Origin of the sequence: Streptomyces sp. NPDC057474 (assembly GCF_042802555.1) — a bacterium.
Classification (GTDB): Bacteria; Actinomycetota; Actinomycetes; order Streptomycetales; family Streptomycetaceae; genus Streptomyces.
In genome coordinates this window covers 1-19464 of sequence record NZ_JBHVDX010000200.1, presented here as the reverse complement: position 1 = coordinate 19464, position 19464 = coordinate 1, and the positions used below count along the sequence as shown (strand labels likewise).

The 19464-nt window shown below is 69.9% G+C and carries 15 protein-coding genes and 2 pseudogenes; 10 read left to right on the top strand and 7 right to left on the bottom strand.

What is annotated here, in order from left to right; all coding sequences use genetic code 11:
* Positions 1 to 140: 140 nt before the first annotated feature.
* Entirely contained in the window at positions 141 to 833 is a 693-nt protein-coding gene (locus tag ACFU53_RS37300) for a hypothetical protein (protein WP_384003000.1), read from the bottom strand.
* Here ACFU53_RS37300 and ACFU53_RS37295 point away from each other — a divergent pair.
* Positions 832 to 1914, top strand: coding sequence for a PEP/pyruvate-binding domain-containing protein (locus ACFU53_RS37295; protein WP_384002997.1), 1083 nt, complete (start codon positions 832 to 834; stop codon positions 1912 to 1914). The two genes, ACFU53_RS37300 and ACFU53_RS37295, sit on opposite strands and share 2 nt — an antisense overlap.
* A gap of 922 nt (positions 1915 to 2836) precedes the next feature.
* Positions 2837 to 3592, top strand: coding sequence for a helix-turn-helix transcriptional regulator (locus ACFU53_RS37290; protein WP_384002994.1), 756 nt, complete (start codon positions 2837 to 2839; stop codon positions 3590 to 3592).
* Positions 3593 to 3762: 170 nt separating this feature from the next.
* On the opposite strand, the gene ACFU53_RS37285 is transcribed toward ACFU53_RS37290, so the two are convergent.
* Complete coding sequence (locus ACFU53_RS37285; protein WP_384002991.1) at positions 3763 to 6975, bottom strand: FG-GAP-like repeat-containing protein; 3213 nt, start codon at positions 6973 to 6975, stop codon at positions 3763 to 3765.
* An 831-nt stretch (positions 6976 to 7806) separates the two neighbouring features.
* On the opposite strand from ACFU53_RS37285, the gene ACFU53_RS37280 reads away from it, so the two are divergent.
* On the top strand, positions 7807 to 8202 hold the full coding sequence (locus ACFU53_RS37280) for a TetR family transcriptional regulator (protein ID WP_384002988.1): 396 nt from the start codon (positions 7807 to 7809) through the stop codon (positions 8200 to 8202).
* 25 nt (positions 8203 to 8227) lie between these two features.
* On the opposite strand, the gene ACFU53_RS37275 is transcribed toward ACFU53_RS37280, so the two are convergent.
* The 4 genes and pseudogenes from ACFU53_RS37275 to ACFU53_RS37260 form a co-directional block, all read right to left on the bottom strand.
* Positions 8228 to 8797: a TetR/AcrR family transcriptional regulator gene (locus ACFU53_RS37275; RefSeq protein ID WP_384002985.1), complete on the bottom strand. Its 570-nt coding sequence runs from the start codon at positions 8795 to 8797 to the stop codon at positions 8228 to 8230.
* Positions 8798 to 8986: 189 nt separating this feature from the next.
* Positions 8987 to 9274 (bottom strand): annotated as a pseudogene (locus ACFU53_RS37270) (DUF3533 domain-containing protein); the annotation flags it as partial.
* Between the two features lie 111 nt (positions 9275 to 9385).
* Positions 9386 to 9652 carry a hypothetical protein gene (locus tag ACFU53_RS37265; RefSeq protein WP_384002982.1) on the bottom strand — a complete coding sequence of 89 codons (267 nt, stop codon included), beginning with the start codon at positions 9650 to 9652 and terminating at the stop codon, positions 9386 to 9388.
* A 315-nt stretch (positions 9653 to 9967) separates the two neighbouring features.
* Positions 9968 to 10537 carry a TetR/AcrR family transcriptional regulator gene (locus ACFU53_RS37260; RefSeq protein ID WP_384002979.1) on the bottom strand — a complete coding sequence of 190 codons (570 nt, stop codon included), beginning with the start codon at positions 10535 to 10537 and terminating at the stop codon, positions 9968 to 9970.
* A gap of 163 nt (positions 10538 to 10700) precedes the next feature.
* On the opposite strand from ACFU53_RS37260, the gene ACFU53_RS37255 reads away from it, so the two are divergent.
* Positions 10701 to 10988, top strand: coding sequence for a hypothetical protein (locus tag ACFU53_RS37255; RefSeq protein WP_384002976.1), 288 nt, complete (start codon positions 10701 to 10703; stop codon positions 10986 to 10988).
* Between the two features lie 225 nt (positions 10989 to 11213).
* On the opposite strand, the gene ACFU53_RS37250 is transcribed toward ACFU53_RS37255, so the two are convergent.
* The gene (locus ACFU53_RS37250; RefSeq protein ID WP_384003003.1) at positions 11214 to 12713 is read right to left on the bottom strand and encodes an MFS transporter; all 1500 of its coding nucleotides are present in this window, start codon (positions 12711 to 12713) and stop codon (positions 11214 to 11216) included.
* Between the two features lie 218 nt (positions 12714 to 12931).
* Between ACFU53_RS37250 and ACFU53_RS37245 the strand changes: the two are divergent.
* From ACFU53_RS37245 to ACFU53_RS37220, 6 genes and pseudogenes are all read left to right on the top strand, one after another.
* Positions 12932 to 13300: pseudogene (locus ACFU53_RS37245) on the top strand (MMPL family transporter); the annotation flags it as partial.
* 163 nt (positions 13301 to 13463) lie between these two features.
* Entirely contained in the window at positions 13464 to 14165 is a 702-nt protein-coding gene (locus ACFU53_RS37240) for an SDR family oxidoreductase (RefSeq protein ID WP_384002973.1), read from the top strand.
* A gap of 28 nt (positions 14166 to 14193) precedes the next feature.
* Positions 14194 to 15063, top strand: a complete 870-nt coding sequence (locus ACFU53_RS37235; RefSeq protein ID WP_384002970.1) for an alpha/beta fold hydrolase — start codon at positions 14194 to 14196, stop codon at positions 15061 to 15063.
* A gap of 30 nt (positions 15064 to 15093) precedes the next feature.
* On the top strand, positions 15094 to 15297 hold the full coding sequence (locus ACFU53_RS37230) for a CocE/NonD family hydrolase (RefSeq protein WP_384002967.1): 204 nt from the start codon (positions 15094 to 15096) through the stop codon (positions 15295 to 15297).
* 207 nt (positions 15298 to 15504) lie between these two features.
* Positions 15505 to 15696, top strand: coding sequence for a hypothetical protein (locus ACFU53_RS37225; RefSeq protein WP_384002962.1), 192 nt, complete (start codon positions 15505 to 15507; stop codon positions 15694 to 15696).
* A gap of 896 nt (positions 15697 to 16592) precedes the next feature.
* Entirely contained in the window at positions 16593 to 19391 is a 2799-nt protein-coding gene (locus tag ACFU53_RS37220; protein ID WP_384002959.1) for a hypothetical protein, read from the top strand.
* The last annotated feature ends 73 nt before the right edge of the window (positions 19392 to 19464 follow it).

Here is a 19464-nt window from a genome sequence, read left to right as displayed (position 1 = left end):
CACCCGGTCCGGTCGTCAGCCCCGTCGCCGTCCTGCGACAACCCTGGCTTCGGAACTCCACCACCGCACCGTCCTGCGAACTGCAACTGCGTACTACCGCCCGGCAGTTCGTGTCTGCCAGGCCCTGCTGTCTCTCTGGGCTACGAGAGAAACCATAACCATGCCGCCGCCCAATGTCTACTCCCGTCGGTATAGATTTCCGCGTGTTCGATGGTGAGGTAATCCGCCTCGAACGGCGATGGAGAGCGGGAGGCCGTCACCGCCGGGCCAGCGGGCCGCAGCCCGGGGCCCGGGGCCCAAGCACCGGGCAGGCAGGACCAGGCGTTCCATGCGCACCCCCGACCTGAACGGCGGCACCGGAGGCTTCGGCCGGCCCTGGTCAACCGCCTCGCCCGCGCCACCGCAGTGACCCGCTGGGCGGCCAGGCAGTCGGCGGGAGACCGTAACGTCGCGAGGGTCGTGTACGACGTCGACGGCGTGGTCGCCGCCCCGCAGCCCGGCTTGAACAGCCGCAGTGCGCCGCTGCTGTAGCGCACGAGGACGTCGTTGCAGCGGTCGCCGCTCAGGTCGCCGAAGGAAATCGCCGTGATGGTCGTCGGCCAGTCGGTGCCCGTGTACTCGTCGCCGAACCTGCCCGTCCCCGTGCCGCTGTGGAAGGTCAGCCCGCCCGAGACGACGCCGCGCGCTGCCGCCTGCCGGCCACCGTCGAGACGGCGGAGCGATGCCTGCCGAGCCGCCGCCTGCCGAGCCGCCCGACTGCCGTCGCCGCACAGGGCGCCGTAAGCTCGGTGGGGGATGCCGTGCACCTGCACCAGTGCGGAGAGCCCTTCCATGACCGACCAGTACACCGTCGCGTTCGATTCCGGTGCCGATCCGTCCACCGCCCGGGTCGGGGGTAAATGCGCCGGTCTGCTGACGATGACCGGTCGCGGGCTACCGGTGCCGCCCGGGTTCGCGGTGACCACTGACGCCTTCGACGCCGTGCTCGACGGTGGTGGCCTTCGCGCGGAGATCGGCTCCGTCCTCGCCGGGCTCGACCTCTCCGACACGGCCGACACCGAGAGGCGTGCCGCCGAGGTCCGCGGACTGATCACCGACCGGCCCGTGCCGCCCCCGGTCGCGACAGCCGTCACCGCGGCCTACCGGGTCCTCGGGGCGGAGGCGGATGTCCTGGTGGCCGTACGGTCGAGCGCCGAGATGGAGGACCTGCCGACCGTCAGCTTCGCCGGGCAGTACGACACGTATCTGGGGGTCCGCGGGGCCGACGCCGTTGTCGACGCCGTACGCCGCTGCTGGGCGAGCCTGTGGACGGCGCGGGCGATCACCTACCGCGCCGCGGGCGGGGTACCCGAGCGGGGGCTGAGCATGGCGGTGGGTGTGCAGAGAATGGTCGACGCTCGCACGGCCGGTGTGGCCCTGACCGTGAACCCTGCCGACGGCGACCCGTCGAAGATCGTCATCGATGCCGCCTGGGGACTCGGCGAACCGGTGATGTCCGGAGAGATGACCCCCGACAACTACGTAGTGGACAAGGTGCTGCTCATCCCCGTGAAGACGACCCTGTCGCCGAAGCACTACGAGCTGGTCGTCGCTCCGGACGGGCACGGCCTCATCCGACGCGCGGTCGAGGATGCCCGCCGGAGGCGGGCATGCCTGGGGCCCGCCGAGGTCACCGCGGTCGCCGAGCTGGCCAAGAGCGTCGAGCGCCACTACGGCTGCCCGCAGGACATCGAGTGGGTCATCGCCCGTGACGCGGCCCCGCTCCCGGACGGCGGCCCCCGAGTGCTGCTGCTCCAGGCGCGGCCCGAGACGTTCTGGAGCCGCAGGCCACGCGCGAGAGCCGCGGTGGTGCCCGGGGCGGGCGTCTCCAGCATCGCCGACACCATGCTCGGCCTCGGGACCCTCCCGACCTGAGCGACCCGAGTTCCAGGCCCGGTGACCACGGGCCCGACGAAGGGACCTCGCATGGCGACCCGGCAGCACACGCCGTCCGGACAGCGCACGAGCTTCCCCAGCCCCTACGAGCAGCCGGCGCCCGAGGGGGCCGAGGACTGGCGGAGCCTCTACCCGTACCACGTGCTCTTCCAGCCCGAGCGGCGTGCCGTGGAGGAGGCGAGGTTCTGGTTCTGCGACAACCAGCACTGGCCCACGGCGCTCAAACCGTTCGAGACGATCGGCCTCGAACTGTCGGCGAAGTGCCTGGGCCAGTTCAACACCCGGTACTTCCTCGTGCCGCCCGCCAACGGCCTGGAATGCCGCGTCCACCAGGGCTACGTCTACCTCAGCCCGGTCGCGGTGCCGCCGGATGAGGTCGTGGCGCGGGTACCCGAGTTCACCCGGCGCGCCGGGTACTACTTCGAGCACTGGGACGCACTGCTGGACAACTGGAAACGCAAGGTCCTCGCCACGATCCGGGAGCTGGAGGCGCTCCGGTTCACCGAACTGCCCGACGCCCAGCCGTACGAGGAGATCGAGCGCGGCACCGGGCTGGACGCGGCCGACGCCCTGCTCGGCGGGTACGACAGACTCCTGGCGCTGTGCCACCGGGCCTGGCAGCACCACTTCGAGTTCCTCAACCTCGGCTACGCGGCCTACCTGGACCTCTTCCAGGCGTGCAGACAGTGGTTCCCCGGTATCCCCGACCAGGCCGTCGCGACCATGGTCCAGGGCGTGGACATGGAACTGTTCCGCCCGGACGACGAGTTGAAGCGACTGGCGAAGCTCGCCGTCGAACTGGGCCTGGACCACCTGCTGACCGTCCCCAGCCCCAGCCCCAGCCCCGGCCCCGCACCCGAACCGACGCCGCGTCACCGGCCTCCGTCGCGAGGAGCTGGCGATGCTCGCCGGCGTCAGCATCACCCACTACACCCGCCTCGAACAGGGGCGTGCGCTCAGAGCCTCCGACGGCGTGCTGGAGGCGATCGCACGTACCCTGCGCCTCTCCGACGACGAGACGGCGCACCTGAAGGACCTCGCCCGTCCCGCAGCCTCTTCGCCCCGGCCGGCTCCGCCGCGGGTGGCGCATGCCGGCGCCTCGGCCCGACAACTGCTGGCGGCCATGAGCGACGTGCCGGCCCTCGTCCTGGACCGGCGCAACGACGTCCTCGCCTGGAACCGGATGGGGCACGCCCTGCTCGCCGGACATCTGGCGCCCGAGAGCCCCGACATGCCGGCGACCCGCCCCAACCTGACGCGGATGCTCTTCCTGGACGAGCAGTACCAGGAGTTGTTCACGAACTGGAACGAGGAGGCCCAACTCGGCGTGGCCTCCCTGCGCCTGGTCGCGGGCCGCCACCCCCAGGACCGCTCTCTCGCGGAACTTGTCGGCCAACTCGCCATGAACTGCGACGAGTTCGCCAACCGCTGGGCCCGACACCCGGTACGCACCTGCACTTCAGGGGTGAAGCACCTGCGTCATCCGCTCGTCGGCGCGATGGACCTCAGCTTCGAGAACCTTGTCATCCCCGGCGCTTCCGGCCAACGCCTCATCGCCTACACGGCCGAGCCCGGCTCGCCGTCGGAGGCGGCGCTGCGGCTCCTCGGCAGCGCGACGGCTCCGGTGACACAGGACCCGACGGCGGTACGCCGCTGAACCATCGCCGTACCGGCCGTACCGGCCGTACCGGCCGTACCGGCCGTACCGGCCGTACCGGCCGTACCCGTTCCGCAGGCCGAGGCCCGGCGGTTCACCGAGTGGCGAACTGCCGGGCCATGCGCCGACAGGCCTGAGCCCGGCAGCGAACGCCACGAGGGTGATGCTCCTTATACGATGCCCTTGTACCCCTGCCAGCCCGTCGCGATCTTCACACGGCCGCCGAACGCCCCTTTGCCGTCACCACTCTGGCGGTACAGGTTGCCGCTGGTGTCGCGCGAGACGAGGTCAGTCCTGCCGTCGCCGGTGATGTCACCGGCTGCGACGACCGCGTTGTAGGGAGCGCCCCAGTTCGAGAACACCTTCACGCGGGCCCTGAAAGTGCCGCTGCCGGTGCCGTCGTACCGGTACAGGTTGTTCGACTTGTCCTGCACAAGCAGGTCGCCGACGCCGTCGCCGTTCAGATCACCGGCCCCGACGACCTTCTTGTACGCCTTCCAGTTGTCGTACAGCTTCACGCGCGCCGACAGCTTGCCCGTGCTGGTGCCCTTGTACAGGTGGACCGCGCCGGTCGAGGCGTTGCGGGCGATCAGGTCCGGGCGCCCGTCACGGCTCACGTCACCCGGCGAGGTCAGCAGGTCGTACTGGTTCCAGCCGGAGGTGGCGAGTGTGGTGTACGGCGTCGAGGGCGTCGCCGCCTTGCCGCAGGCCGGGCGGTAGGCGCGCAGGGCGCCGCTGCTCAGCCGGACCAGGACGTCGTTGCAGCGGTCGCCGCCGAGGTCGCCGAACGGCACGAACCTCGCTGTGGTCGGCCAGCCGGAACCGGAGACCGTGCTGCCCAGTGTGCCCGTGCCGGTGCCGCGCTGGATGGTGAGGGTGCCGGAGGAATTGAGGGTGAGGACGTCGCCGATGCCGTCGTTGCCCGCGTAGTCGCGCGGTGCCGCCGCACCGGCCGTCACGCCGATGCCGCCGGAGAGGGCGAGGGCGGTGCCCTGGCCGTCGGCGGGCTGGGCGGTCAGTGTCCAGGTGTAGGTGCCGTTGGTGACGAGGCGGCCCGCGGAGTCCTTCCCGTCCCAGGCGGCCGTCAGCAGACCGCGGGCGGCGGAGCCGGACACGGTACGCACAGTGGTGCCGGACGCCTTGTGGCGGACGACCACCTTCCAGGATGCCGCGGGCTTCGACAGCCACCAGGTGCCTGACCAACTCGCGGCCCCGGGGGTGACCGTGGAGTCGATGGCCGAGAGCGCGGATGCCGGAACGCCGGTGGGCACCAGGTGGACGCGCTGCTCCCGGTCGGCGTAGGCGACGCCGCCGCCGAAGCGGTCCACGGTCCAGGACGTCCCCGCCTTGAGGTTGTCGCGGCCGATGTCGGTCCAGTCGGCGAGCTTACGGCTCGGCAGGTCCGTGTGACTGCCGCTGGACGGCAGCCCGTTGTGCAGGTCGATGAGTGTCAGCCCACTGCCCGAATGGGTGCCGGCGACGCGCTCGACGAGGTAGCCGTCACCGAGGAGGACCCTGCCCGCCGGGGCGGTGGTGGTGCGCTTGGCCGTACGGTCGTAGACGCCCGCGCCCTGGCCGTCTCCCAAACTGACCTCACAGGTCCAGTACACCCAGCGGCCCACGGCCTGGAGGCTGGTCGGCGTGCAGCCGTCGCGTGTGGTGAAGGACTCCACGGCGGTCCCGGACGGGAGCCGGGTGGCCGTGACCTTGCCGCCGGTGGCCGCGCCGCTCCACAGGGTGTTGCCCTGGACGGCGGCGGCGACCTGGTCACGCTTGAACAGCACCCTGCCTGCTGAACCGTCAGCGAACTCCCCGATGTACTGGTAGCCGGAGGACGCGCCGTCGACGACCGCGTACCGCCCGGAGAGGTCCTTGAGCCGAGGGGTGTCCTCGCCTGTGTCGAGGGTGGGGCCCCAGCCGGCGGCGCCGTTGGCGCGCAGCATGGTCAGGTCGGATTCGGTGGCGTCGCGACGGCCGTGGTGGCCGGTGCCGTCGGCGAACATCCGGATGCAGTGGGGGGCGTCGGCGGAGCAGACGCCGTCCGACCCGTTGACCAGACCGTCCACCGTGGCCCCGGTGACGCTCGGGGTGCCGCTCGTACTGAACCAGGTGCTGCGGTAGGCACCGAGGATCGTGTTCGGCTCGTACGACGTGCTGTTGTCGGCTCTGCTGAGGATGCCGCTGCCGAGCGAGAGGCCGTAGATCTGCGCGGGCATCGGCTGCACGGTGGTCAGACGGCTGCGGGTGACCGAGCCGTCGGCGGCCCGGGCGATCCGGTACACGCCCCAGTCGAGGTCGCCCCGCTCGACGTACCGCTCGGCGCCCGCCACCAGGACGGAGCCGTCCGGCGCCTGGACGATTCCGTGGCCGGCCGGGTCCATGACCTTGGTCAGGCCGGTCCCCGTGCCGTCGGACGTGAGGGCCCACAGCGGCTGGCCCCGGTACTTGTTGTCACCGGGTGACACCGGTTCGAGGCCGAGCAGCCCGCCGCCGACGATCCCGTACGCGGCCCCGTTGCTCAGGGCGTCCGTGTCGAAGGTACGGGGCGCCGCGGACAGGTCGTCGCGGTCGTACAGGTCCGCTTTGCCGCGCCCGGTGCGGAGCCGCAGTACCGAGTCGGCGCCCAGTCGGAAGCCGGTCACCTCCCAGCCGTTCTCCGGGTCGACCCGGTCGGGCAGTGTGCTGAACACGCCGGTGGCGAGGTCGACGATGCCCCAGTGGCTCCAGCTGTCCGCGTGGGTGTCGTAGCGGAGGATGACTGACCGGGCGTCACCGTCCTCGACGACGATGTTGGCCGCACCGTCCGGCAGTCCGGTCACAGGCGTCTGCCCGGTCTCGCCCCCGTCCTCGACGCGCCACAGCCGGTAGGCGTCCGGGCCTCCGTTGATGCCGCTGGTGCTGGTGAGGACGGTGCTGCCGAAGGTCCCCTCATAGCCGGCGTACTTGGGCACCGACACCACCGTGGAGCCGCCCGATGCGCCATCGGCCTGGAGGAGGGTGACCTGCGCGTCCTCCTGCGAGTAGAGGGCGACGGTGTCGGAACCGTCCCCGTAGTAACCGGGCTGGAAGGACGCGGCCTCACGGAAGCCGCCGCTGTCGATGTCGTACTGCACCGGGACGTCCAGCAGCTGTTGGAGCGAGGTCGTGGTGCCGGTGGTGTAGTCCGTCCACAGGAGCCGGTCGTCGCCCTCCTGGGCCCAAAGGAAGCCGCTGGTCCCCGCGTTGAGGATCTGCGTGGTCCTGGGGACGGCACGCGGGGCGGCGGGCAGCACGGCCTCTCCCGTAGCAGGAGGCTGTGGTGCGGCTTCCGCCGACGATGGCAGGGCGGCGAGCGGAAGGCTGAGAGCCAGTGCCGTCGCCAGGACGGCCGCTCTACGTGCCACCGGCGGGCCGAGGTGTGGTGGGCGTGAGCCAAGAGCCGGTCTGTGTCTGTGTCGGCGTCGGCCGAGTCGGGCCACCGTTCCTCCTGAAAGGCAAGAAGGCATGGCGGGGGCGTACGGCAACGCCCTGACATTTTCCCCGGCCCCCCGGCCGCTCCCCCCACGCGCGTGATGGGGAGCCTAACAGCATGTTCATGACCAGAGCGGCCGGTAGAAAGCACTGCGGGTTCTGCCCCGACGGCCGACCGCCATGACACGAGTCCCCAGTGCCAAGCCCTACACGACGAGAGCGACTTGAACGGCCGTCGCCTCCAGTGACGCCGTGAACGACAAGTTGCCCTCCGCACGCCCGACAGCCAGAAGACCCAGGTCTCTGACCTGGGCCTTCTTCATGGAGCGGGTGACGAGAATCGAACTCGCGCTCTCAGCTTGGGAAGCGACGGCGCTTGGGGAGTCTCATGCCCGCTGGCCCGCGCAGATTCCTTGCGGTACTGGTCGCGCAGGAACCCCGTCCCGCCTTCTCCACGCTCCGGGCTTGTCGGCGCGCGGGGCGACCGAGCGGAGCCGTCGCGACTGCACACACGAGTGTCACCTGCGGAGCGGCCGAGAACGGAAGGCTCCGCGCGGCCACCCGTCACGAGTGCCACCGGCTGATCTGTCGTCATCATGGACTCCCGCGCTCGCTCGAAACCGATCGGTTTCCACTACAGTAAACCGATCGGTTTCAGTGTGCAAGCTCAAGCCGGGAGCATGACGGCGTGGACAGGATGAGTGCACAGGAGAGGCGTGAGAGCGTCATCCGCGCGGCGATCGCCGAGCGGGTGGGCGTCACGCATGTATCTCTTCCGGCTCCCGGACAAGAAGGCGATCTTCGTCGCCGCTTTGATGCGGAGCGTGGAGGACGCCCGCCTGGCTTTCGAGAGGGCGGCCGACGGGGTGGAGGGTGGCGAGCAGGCCCTGCGGGCAATGACGGACGCTTACGCGCATCTGATGTCGACGCGCCCCGAAGTTCTCCTGATGCGGATGCAGGGATACGCCGCCGTGGCGGCCGCCGAGGCGCAAGGTGATGACCTGATCGGCGAGGTCGTCCGGGCCGGCTGGATGAGGATCTGGGAAACCGTGCACCTGTCGCTGGGCGCCGATGCCGACGAGACCGCAAACTTCTTCGCCTGCGGCATGCTCGGCAACACGCTTACGGCTATCGGGCTTCCCGCGAGTGCCGGGCGGTGAGGGATTGTTCTGGACGGGCGATGCGTCAGCGCACGCCTGCCGCGTCGAGCAGGGTGGTCACCGTGGGTGCGATGAGCCCGGTCAGGTTGTCGGCCTGGATTCCCGCGCGGGCGCTGGCGCCGTCGAAGAACAGGCTGAGTTGCCGGGCCAGCAGATCGGGATCGCCCGCCCCGCCCTGTTCGGCCTCGGCGCGGAAGAAGGCGGTCAGGTTCGCCTTGACCTGATGGGCGACCCGGCTCGCGGGGTGACTCTGGTCCTTGAGTTCGATCTGCACGGCCAGGTACGGGCAGCCGTGGAACTCGGGCGCGCTTGCCTGTGATTCCACCTGCTCGAAGACGTGCAGGATCCGCTCGCGGGGTGAGCCATCATCGTCCGCCGCCGGCAGGAGCGTCGCCACGTAGGCGGAAGTGCGCTGCTCCAGGCTCGCCGCCAGCAGTTCGCCCTTGCTCTCGAACAGCTGATACATGGAGCGCTTCGACACCCCCGCCGCCTTGCACAGCGCCTCGACGCCGATGCTGACGCCGTCTCGGTAGGTGAGCGTGGCCGCCGCCTCCAGCAACCGCTCCCTGGGACTCAGCTTCACTTCGGTGGTCATACCGCGAGGTTAACCCGAAGCAGACGAAACGAAAACCGATCGGTTTTCAGGGGTTCCGGGCAGAGGCTCGGCGACGGCCTGGGGGAAGGGCCGTCGCCGAGCCATGATCGTGTGCGCGCCTGACGCCCCGGCAGGGCGACACACACCGGGGCCACTGCGAGCAATGGCCCCGTCCTGGGTGACCTGCCGCTACGCCGGGACGGCGCTCGTGCCGGGCGTCGTCTCCGCCGGGATGCGGTGCAGCCCCTTGCGGTCGTACCACCCCAGTACGCCGAAGCCGAACAGCGCGGCCACCGCGAGGGCGACGGTCATCATGACCCAGCCCCGCGTCAGACCCTCGTCGCCCTGGGCGTCGTAGTAGAGGATCGAGCGGATGTCGCCGGTGATCTGCCGCAGCGGCTCGAACTCCGCGAGGAAGCGGTAGAAGCCGGGCAGCGCCTGGATGGGGGTGGTGGCGCCGGCCGTGGGCACCGCCATCCGTGCGGGCGGCGTGGTTGGCCTGCTCGTCGGTCTGGTGGAACTCCTGGTTGGCCACGCTGCGGGCCGGGGAACGGCAGTTGTCGCGGTTCATCCGGACCGCCATCGCGATCAGGGTGCGGGTGCCGGGCAGCGCGGACTGTACGTGCTCGCGCTCGCCGGCCAGATCGGGTGATCCAGGCTGACCGAGGCGGCGTCGTCCGCGCCGGCCGCGAGGCACAGCTCGCGCAGCCATTCCGCGTCGATCACCGCCGACGGACGCGCGATGCCGCCGGTCCTGCGCCGGGCGAGTACGGCCTGCACCGACGGGTGGGCCGCCAGCTTCGCCGGAAGCCTGGGATGAGTGGGTTGCCCCTCGGCGTCGCGCGCGGCAGTCATCCGTGCTCCTAGGGATGCGGGTTCGAGGCTCGCCACCACGGCGAGAAACCGATCAGTTTCACCACCGTAAACTGATCGGTTTTCGCGTGCAAGCCCAAGCGGTGAGCCTCTTCCTCGGACTGTCGATCAAGTTCCTCGTGGACGTTGGTGATCGATCGCCAGGCGATCAGGGCTCAGCCCACGAGTTGGTCCGGGCCTCTGGATGCCTGTGAGTGGGCAAGAGTGTGACGCCACGGGGGTTTCTCGGGTCGCCAGAGGCCGGCTGCGACTCGCCGGGCACATCGGTCGCCGCAGCTGCTCGTAAAACGCGATGAGTCAGCGCATGTGCGCCGCATCGAGCAGGACGGTCACGGTGGGGGCGATGAGCCCAGCCGGCGTGTCGGCTTTGATTCCCGCGCGGGCGCTGGCGCCGTCGAAGACCAGGATCAGCTGACGGGCCAGCAGGTCCGGGTCGCTCGCCCCGCCCTGTTCGGCCTCGGCGCGGAAGAAGGCTGTCAGGTTCTCCTTGACCCGGCGGGCCACCTGGCTCGCGGGGTGACTCGGGTCTTTGAGCTCGATCTGCACGGCGAGGTACCGGCAGCCTTGGAAGTCGGGAGCGCCGGCCTGTGATTCCAGCTGCGCGAAGACGTGCAGGATCCGCTCGCGGGGTGGACGGTTGTCGTCCTTCGCGGGAAGGAGCGTCGTCACATAGGCGGAGGCGTGTTCCTCCAGGCTCGCCGCCAGGAGTTCGCCCTTGCTCTCGAACAGCTGGTACATGGAGCGTTTCGACACCCCCGCCGCCTTGCACAGCGCGTCGATGCCGATGCTGACGCCGTCTCGGTAGGTGAGTGTGGCCGCTGCCTCCAGTAGCCGCTCTCGGGAGCTTGACTTCGCCTCGGTGGTCATATTGCGAGGTTAACTCGATTCCGGCCCGCTGGAAACCGATCGGTTTACGGTACGTGTCGGGGTGATCCGCGGTGCTGCCCACGGCCGAGCGGGCATATGGGTACGGTGCAGCCCCTGGGGGTCGTACCAGCGCGTCACCCCGAAGCCGAGGAGCGCGGCCGCAATGGCCGGCCGCAATGAGGCCGGCGATCATCATCATCATCATCCAGCACCGGGCCAGGCCCGCGTCACCTCGGGCGCCGCAGTAGAGGATCGAGTGGATACCGCTGGTGATCTGTTGCAGCGGCTCGAACTCTGCGAGGAAGCGGTAGAAGCCGGGCGGCGCCTTGATGGGGGTGGCGACTGGACGTCGGCACCGCCGTCGCGGTCTCCAGAATCGGTGCGCTCACCCTCCTTGCCGCGTTTGGTGCGCCCGGCATCGCTCGCCTACCGCTGCTGTGAGCTGCTGTGAGCTGCTGTGAGCTGCTGTGACTGCACCCGGGGGCACCCCCGATGGCCGGCGTGTCCATCGGCCTCGCAAATTCAGCCCACATCGTGGGCGCCCACTACCGGCGATGATCGGTTTGCTGAAGACGGAACACACGGGACCGTCTCGGAGACGCCCCTGTCCTGCGCTGATCTGTGCCTGGAGGGCACCAATCAGCGCAGGACATTTCTCACCGCGGTGGATTCGGACTCAGTGGGCGATCACAGGCTCGCCCTCCGACGGCGCCAGAGCTGAATTCGGCATCAGGAACGCCGTGAGCACCGCACCGACCACGAAGATCCCGGCGCCCCACGCCAGGGTGGCCGTGTAGCCCTCGACCCCGGCCTGGGCCATGGTCAGGGCACCGGGCTTGTGCGAGGACAGGTAGTCGGTCGCGGCCGATGAGGCAACGGTGGTCAACAGCGCCGTGCTGATCGAGCCACCCACCTGCTGGCTGGTGTTGATCAGCGCCGAGGCGACGCCCGCGTCCTCGTGGTGCACGCCTGCGGTCGCACCCTGGAACGCGGTGGTCATCACCCCACCGATACCGAGACCCAACAGGATCATGCCCGGCATGATGTCGGCGACGTAGCCGCTGTCCAGTGTGAGCTGGGTCAGCAGGGCCATACCGGATGCGGAGACCAGGAAGCTGACGGTGACCACGACCTTCGGGCCGACCTTGGGCAGCAGCAGCGAAGGCACCGTGGTCGACGAGGCAACGATGCCCCCGACCATCGGCAGGAAGGACAGACCGGCCTCGATCGGCGAGTAGCCGATGCTGGCCTCCAGGTAATAGGTCAGGAACAGGAAGATCGAGAACATCCCCATGCCCAGGACGAACACGGCCAGGAACGAACCGCCTCGGGTCCGGTCCAGCACGACTCGCAGCGGCAGCAGCGGATGCGCGACCCTGAGCTCCAGCCAGGCGAATACCGCGAGCAGTACCACGCCGCCGATCATGGAGCCGAGGGCGACCGGGTCGGTCCAACTGGTGGATTCGACGTGCGCGAACCCGTAGACGATGCCGAACAGCGCGGCGCTCACCACGACGGTGCCAGGAATGTCGATTCTGGGTCGCTCGGTGACCACGGGCTTGGCCAGCAACAGCAGCGCACCGGCCAGCGCGACGCCCGCGAAAATGACGTTCACGTACATCACCCAGCGCCACGACGCCCATTCGGTGAGCATGCCGCCGAGCAGGAGTCCGACCGCGGCGCCCGCACCGGACAACGCACTGAAGATGCCGAACGCCTTCGGCCTTTCGGCCGGGTCGGTGAAGGTCACGCTGAGCAGCGAGAGCGCCGCGGGCGCGAGCAGCGCGGCGAAGAGGCCCTGAGCCACGCGTGCCGCGACGAGTATGTCGAAGCTGCCCGCCGCGCCGCCGACGACGGATGCGGCCGCGAAACCGATCAGGCCGGTCACGAAGGTCGTACGTCGGCCGAACAGGTCACCGAGTCGGCCCCCGAGCAGCAGCAGGCTGCCGAACGCCAAGGCGTACCCCGTGATGACCCACTGCCGGCTGCCGTCGCTGAATCCGAGGTCATGTTGCGCTTCGGGCAGTGCGATGTTCACGACGGTCGCATCGAGCGTGACCATGAGCTGCGCCACGCCCAGCACGACGAGCACCCACCAGCGCACGGCATGGGAGCCGCGGCGGCCCGAGTCTGTTTTCCCGGAGGCGGGCGCCCCGCGGTCGAAGGTGGTACTCACTTTTCCCCTTAGTCGCTGGTCATGGGCCGACCATCGGCCGGAAACCGATCTGTTTCCATTTAGGAAAACAGATCGGTTTCCTCGGTGCAAGTGAGCGAATAGCTTCTGGCCCGGGAGTGACCCGACAGGGTCGAAGCCCGCATAGGCCGACGGCGCTGCCTCGGCAGGCGACTGGTTGCTCGGCGTCGCGGCACGGCTGTTCTGCCGACGGAGCGTCCATGTCGGCGTCGATACCTTGTGCCGCACCGCCGCGACCGCAGGATGCCCGGGCGTACTTGGCCGGTGAGTCGGCGGTCTACGGCGACACCCTGGACGCGCTCGGCTCGGTGCTGCTGCCGCTGAAGGCCATCGCGATGAACATGCTGTCGCTGACCGCGACCTTCGGCGTCCTGGTCTGGATCTTCCAGGACGGCCATCTGTGCAACCTGCCCGGCTTCGATCCGACGGGCAACATCGAGCCCAGCGTGCCGATCATGCTGTTCGCGCTGATCTTCGGACTCTCCATGGACCACGAGATGTTCCTGGTGTCCCGGACGCGGGGGCAGTACGACAAGCAAGGTGACGGCACGGAAGCCGTGGCGACCGGGCTGCAGTCCATCGGCCGCCTGGTCGTGAGCGCGGCGCTGCTGATGTGCGTGCCGCTCGCGGCGAACGTCCCGGTGAAGCCGGGGCCCTGCCGGGCTTGCATGTCGAAACCGATCGGTTTACTCTACTGGAAACCGATCGGTTTCTCATTCTGTGGAGGCAGTCATGACCGCTCTGAAGGGCGCCAACGTCTTCGTCACCGGCGGCAGCCGTGGTATCGGCAAGGCCCTGGTGGAAGAGCTGTACGCGCGTGGTGCCGGCAAGGTCTACGCCACCGCCCGCGACCCGCGCACGGTGACGCACCCCGACGCCGTCCCGGTGGCGCTGGAGGTCACCGACCCGGCCTCCGTGGCGGCCGCCGCCACGCAGGCGCAAGACGTGACCGTGCTGATCAACAACGCCGGTGCCTCGGTCGGCGCGTCCTTCGTCGACTCCCCGGTCGACGACGTACGTCGGGAGTTCGAGACCAACTTCTACGGCCCGCTCCTTCTCACCCGCGCCTTCGTACCGGTCATCGAGCGCAACGGCGGCGGCCACCTCCTCAACGTCCACTCCGTGCTCTCCTGGATCGCGCTCGGCGGCTCCTACAGCGCCTCCAAGGCCGCCCTGTGGTCGCAGACCAACTCCCTGCGCCTGGAGCTGCAGCCGCGCGGCATCGCCGTCACCGGACTGCACGTCGGCTACGTCGACACGGACCTCGCGGCCGGTGTCGAGGCGCCCAAGTCCGACCCGCGTGACGTCGCCGTACTCGCCCTCGACGGCGTCGAGGCGGGCGCGTACGAGGTGCTCGCCGACGACATCTCGCGGCAGGTCAAGGCGGGCCTGGCCGGCGACCTGGCCGGGCTGTACCCCCAACTGGCGAAGTAAGCCCCTTCACACCCAGGGAGTCGGCGAGATGCCCGCCCACGAGTCACGTCCCACCATTCACATTCCGGGGACCACCAGCCATACCATCGCCCCTCGCAGCGGCCGTGAGGGACAGCTGCGCTACCTGAAGGCGGGCAGCGGAGCTCCCCTGGTCCTGCTGCACACCGTGCGCACGCAGGCCGAGCACTTCCGCCACCTCATCCCGCTGATCGCGGACCAGTACACCGTGTACGCCCTCGACCTGCCGGGGATGGGCTACTCCGAGATCGTGCCCGGTGCGTCGTACGACGAGCCCGCCATGCGTGCGGGCGTCGAGCGGCTCCTGACCGAACTCGACCTCCACGACGTGACGTTGGTCGGGGAGTCCATGGGAGCGGTGCTCGCCCTGACCACCGCGGCCGATCTCCCGGAGCGGGTCCGGCGCGTCGTCGCGGTCAACACCTACGACTTCCGCGACGGAATCGCCCGGTCCAGCCTCCTCGCCCGTGTGGTGATCAGCGGTGTTCTCGCCCCGGGGGTGGGTCCGGTGATCGCCGGGGTGGAGCCCAGGCCCGCCCTCAGCAAGATCCTGCAGGGCGGACTCGGCGACAAGAGCGCACTGCGGGAGGACTACGTGGACGAGCTCCTCCAGGTGGGCGGGCGCCCCGGCTACCCGACCGTCGCCCGGGCCGTGTACCAGAGCCTGCCCAGCCTCATCGCCGCCCGCTCGCGCTACCGCGAGGTCAAGGCGCCCGTCCACCTCGTCTACGGGGAAAAGGACTGGTCCCGTCCCTCGGACCGGCAAGCAAACAAGCTACTGCTGCCGGCGGCCGACTTCACGCAGGTCCCCAAGGCCGGTCACTTCATCGCCCTGGAACGGCCCGACGTGCTGGCCGACCTGTTGAACGCGGTGGCCTGACCCCCGGACCACTGACCCAATGAGCAGTGCATGGCGGAGATTCAGATCGAGGTCGACGTTCCGGCGCAGATGCGTGATGGCACGGTGCTGCGCGCGGATGTCTACCGTCCCGGCGGCACGGGGCCGTGGCCGGTGCTGCTGAGTCGGCTGCCGCACGGCAAGCAGACCCCCATGATGACCGTCATGCTCGATCCGCCGACGGCTGTTCGTGCAGGAGGTGCCGCGTGTCTGTGACCCAGATCGACATCGACGACGACGCTCTGGAACGTGTCATGGCTTTGTCCAAGGTCAGGACCAAGAAGGAGGCAGTCACCCTCGCCCTGCACTTCTATGCCGAGCAGCAGGAGCGTGCGGCGCGCATCAGCCGCCACTTCGAGCGTGCGCGTGAATGGGGTGCCGTCGAGGACGCGGAGCGATTGACCGGGCGGAGAAGAACAGCCGGTGATCTACCTGCTCGGCACCTCCGGCCTGGTCCGGCTGCTCCGCGATCCGAAACTGCAGTCGGCCTGGTACGACGCGATCGACGCCGGGGCCATCGCATCCTGCTATGTGCAGCGCGCCGAGTTCCTCCACAGTGCCCGGAACGGACGCGAGTATGACGAGATCAGGAGGCTGAGGGCTCTCCTTTTATGATCTTGCACTACTTGTTGTGAAAACAGCAGGTCAGCGATACATGCCGCTTATGGAGGAGCAGAGGCCCGCTCGCCTCAACCAAGCGCTCGTGCCCACCCCGTGCGCAACCTTGGGGGCGTGGTGGGGTGAAGTGCACCGTAGGGCTGGTAGCGAAACAATAAACCCCAGGCTACTGACCTGGGGTTTCCTCATGGAGCGGGTGACGAGAATCGAACTCGAACTCGCACTCTCAGCTTGGGAAGCGACGGCGCTCCAGTGACGACGTACTAGGTGATCTGCGGAGATTCATCGCATCGGTGTCGTCGCCGGGGCGCGGTGGCACCGTTGTTGTCCGTGGTTGCCCGGTCTCTTGGGCACGCTGTGGGCACGGCTTCGAAGCGCAGTGGGCAGGGTGCCTGAGCGAAGGGGCTCTGCGCTTGGCTCGGCTGGTGCGGCTGTCCAGTTCGGCGAGCGCTCCGCCGACGCACAGCCCTCCGCCGTAGTCCTTGCCTGTCCTGGTCTGCTTGCCGACTCCCGGGCAGTACCACTGGAGGCCTGGCCGGTGACGGCGGTGATGCACTCGAAGTCCCGGTCGCGGTGCAGCGGAGTGAGCCCCTGCAACTCGGCCGCGGTGGGCCCACCATCAGCACGCCCAGCCCCTTCGCCACCTGGCGCGCGGCCACGCCGCCGCACCCCCGCGACTGGGGATCGGCGAACGCCCTTCACATGCACGGACGTTGGCGCGCCGACAGACCAACTGCCCCTGGTTACACGTGTTCTGTTGCCCGGAAGGGACGGAAGTTGTGCGAATGCTGTGCGAATAGGTGACAGGGTGATCGGATGTGTTGCATTTGGTGCGTCGGGGGAGCCCGGAGCCCGTGGGGTTCTCGGGGCACTGACCATGAGGAGGAACAGAAGTGATCCGTGTCTCGCGCGTGACGGCCGCTGCGGCAGCGGCCCTCGCGCTGGCGCTGGCGGCGCCGGGGACGGCGCTGGCGGCGCCGAAACCGGAGCCCGGGCGGCCGTCCGCTCCCGCATCTCCGGGACTTCCCGAAGGCTGGCTGACCACCGGCTCCGGGGAGTCGGCAGAGCTGGTGTGGCGCTCGCCCGAGAAGGTGCCGGTGGGCGATGCCCAGGTCGAGTTCCGCAGCGGGGAACGCCTGTTGGGCATCCCCAGACCCGCCGCGGACGGGCGCACGTTCCGGCTGCCGCTCGACGGGGTGCGCCTCGGAAGAACGGACGACCTGCGGGTCGAGGCCGCGGGCCGCCGTCTGGACGTGGCCGGAGCGAACGACGCGGCCCGTGAGCGCCGCAGACCTGACAGATCGTCAAATCCGTCGCGCCTGCCCCAGGCGGCGACCGTGAACACAGTCGACCCCGGCGCGCCCGGCTCGTTCCGTACGACCAGCGGTGAGTACTCCCTGCCATCGGTCCACCTGCCCGGCTACGACACCGAGGTGGAGATGAAGGCCGTGGTGGTCGCGCCGGAGGACGCCACCGGCAGCCGCCCGCTGGCACTGTTCCTCCACGGGCGCCACGTGACCTGCTTCAAGGGCGACGACGCAACCCTGGAGTGGCCGTGCCCGGCCGACTACGAGTCGGTGCCGAGCTACCGCGGTTACCTGCACGACCAGCAACTCCTGGCCTCCCAGGGCTATGTGACGGTCTCGATCTCGGCCAACTCCGTCAACGCGCAGGACTGGCAGGCCGACGACGCCGGCGCCCAGGCCCGCTCCTCGCTGATACGGCTGCACCTGGCCCATTGGGCGGACTGGGCCGCCGACCCGTCCACGGCCCCCGAGGTCGTACGACGGGTGCCCCGCGCCGACCTCGGCCGTGTGCTCCTGGTGGGCCACTCCCGTGGCGGTGAGGGCGCCGACCGGGCCGCGCTGGACAGCCTCACCCCGCCGCCCGCCGACCAGGACGGCTACCACGGCAAAACCCGCTGGACGATACGCGGAACCGTCCTCATAGGCCCCACGATCTTCGGCCAGAACCCCGCACCCGACGTGCCGTCGGTGACGATCCTGCCGGGCTGCGACGGAGACGTCATCGACCTCCAGGGCGAGCTCTACGTCGACGGCACCCGAGGGGTCAGCCGCGGCAAGGCCCTGCACAGCGCGGTCTACATGACGGGTGCGAACCACAACTACTTCAACAGCGAGTGGACCCCCGGCCAGGCCACGGCACCGGCCGACGACGACTTCTCCTACGGCGGCGACGAGCACGACCCGCTGTGTTCTCCCGGCACCGCCACCCGGCTCACCGCCGAGCAGCAGCAGAAGGCGGGCTCGACGTACATAGCCACCGCGGCCCGGCTGTTCGTCGCCGGTGACGACCGGGCCCGCCCGCTGCTCGACGGGTCCCCCGTGCGTGCCGCCTCCGCCGGACCCGCCCGCGTCCTCACCCACGCCGTCGGCGCCGCCCGCTCGGGGGCGTTCCTCCCCGCTCCCTCCGCCACGGTCAGCGGCGGCCGGCTGTGCGCCCAGGTGGACCCGGACCCGAACGTCTCCTGCCTGGACCCCGACCTCCTCACCGCTTCCCCGCACTTCGCCCAGTGGCGCAGGGTGACCCCCGGCAAGGAGCCGGACCGGTACGCGCTGACCATGAACTGGAGCCGCTCCGGCACCGCCACCGAGCTCAGCCCCGCCCGCCCGGTCTCCCTGTCCGGCGCGACGTCGCTGAGCCTGCGCGTGATCGTCCCGCCGAACACCACCGGCACCGAGCTGGACGTCGTCCTCACCGACACCTCCGGCAAGCGGGCGGACCTCGGCCGGGTCCGCGTCGACGGCGTGCCGGGCACCTCCCGCACCTCCTCCTACTGGGCGCGTGAGGTCCGCGTACCGCTGTCCGCCGAGACCCGGGAGCGCATCGACCTCGGCCACGTCAAAACCCTGCACCTGACCCCGCGTACCGAGTCCGGGACGGCATGGCTGGTGGACGCCTACGGCTGGCGCCCCGGCACCCCCGTCGTCGAGCCCGCGCAGCTGGCGCGCGTGGACGTCGGCCACCTGACCGTCGTGGAAGGCGACTCCGGCACGCGCACCTACCAGGTGCCGGTACAGGTCTCCGGGTCGGGCGGCGGCGAGGTCCGGCTGTTCGTGGACGAGCCGGGCAGCGACCACCTGGTCGCACGTACGGTGAAGGTCCGGGCGGGCACCCGCGTCGACGTGCCGGTGACGGTCGGGGGCAACACCCGCTACGGCTCCGACGATCTTCACCGGGTGGCCGTCAAGACCGTACGTGGCGCGGTGGTCGGCTCCTACCTGGGCGGCGTCACCGCGCAGAACGACGACCCCCAGCCCACGGTGACCATGACACCGGTCGCGGACCAGGTCACCGAGGGGCAACCGCTGGTCTGGCGGATCACCCTCTCCGCCGCCGCCGACGTGGCCATGTGGACGGACCTGCAGCTGCTCCCCGTCTCCGACGGCACCGAACTGTCCACAACGGACGTCCCCGCGACATGGCTGGACGAGTACTTCGGGGCCTCGCCGGATCCCGAGCGCCTCCTGTCCGCGGCACTGCCGGACGGCACGCTGCTCATGTCCGAAGTGCCCGCGGGCAGCCTGAGCATCGACATGTCCGTGCCCACCGTCACCGATCAACTGAGCGAGGACACGGAGTCGCTGCGGCTGCGTCTTTGGACCTACGACGCGGGCGGGGAGGCGGTCGAGGGCCCGGAGTTCACCGGCACGGTACGTGACGCCTCCTAACGGAGCCCCCGTACCGTCCGAGGCTCCATGAGGTGCCGTCGGCCCTCCCGCTCTCGGCGGGAAGGCCGACGGC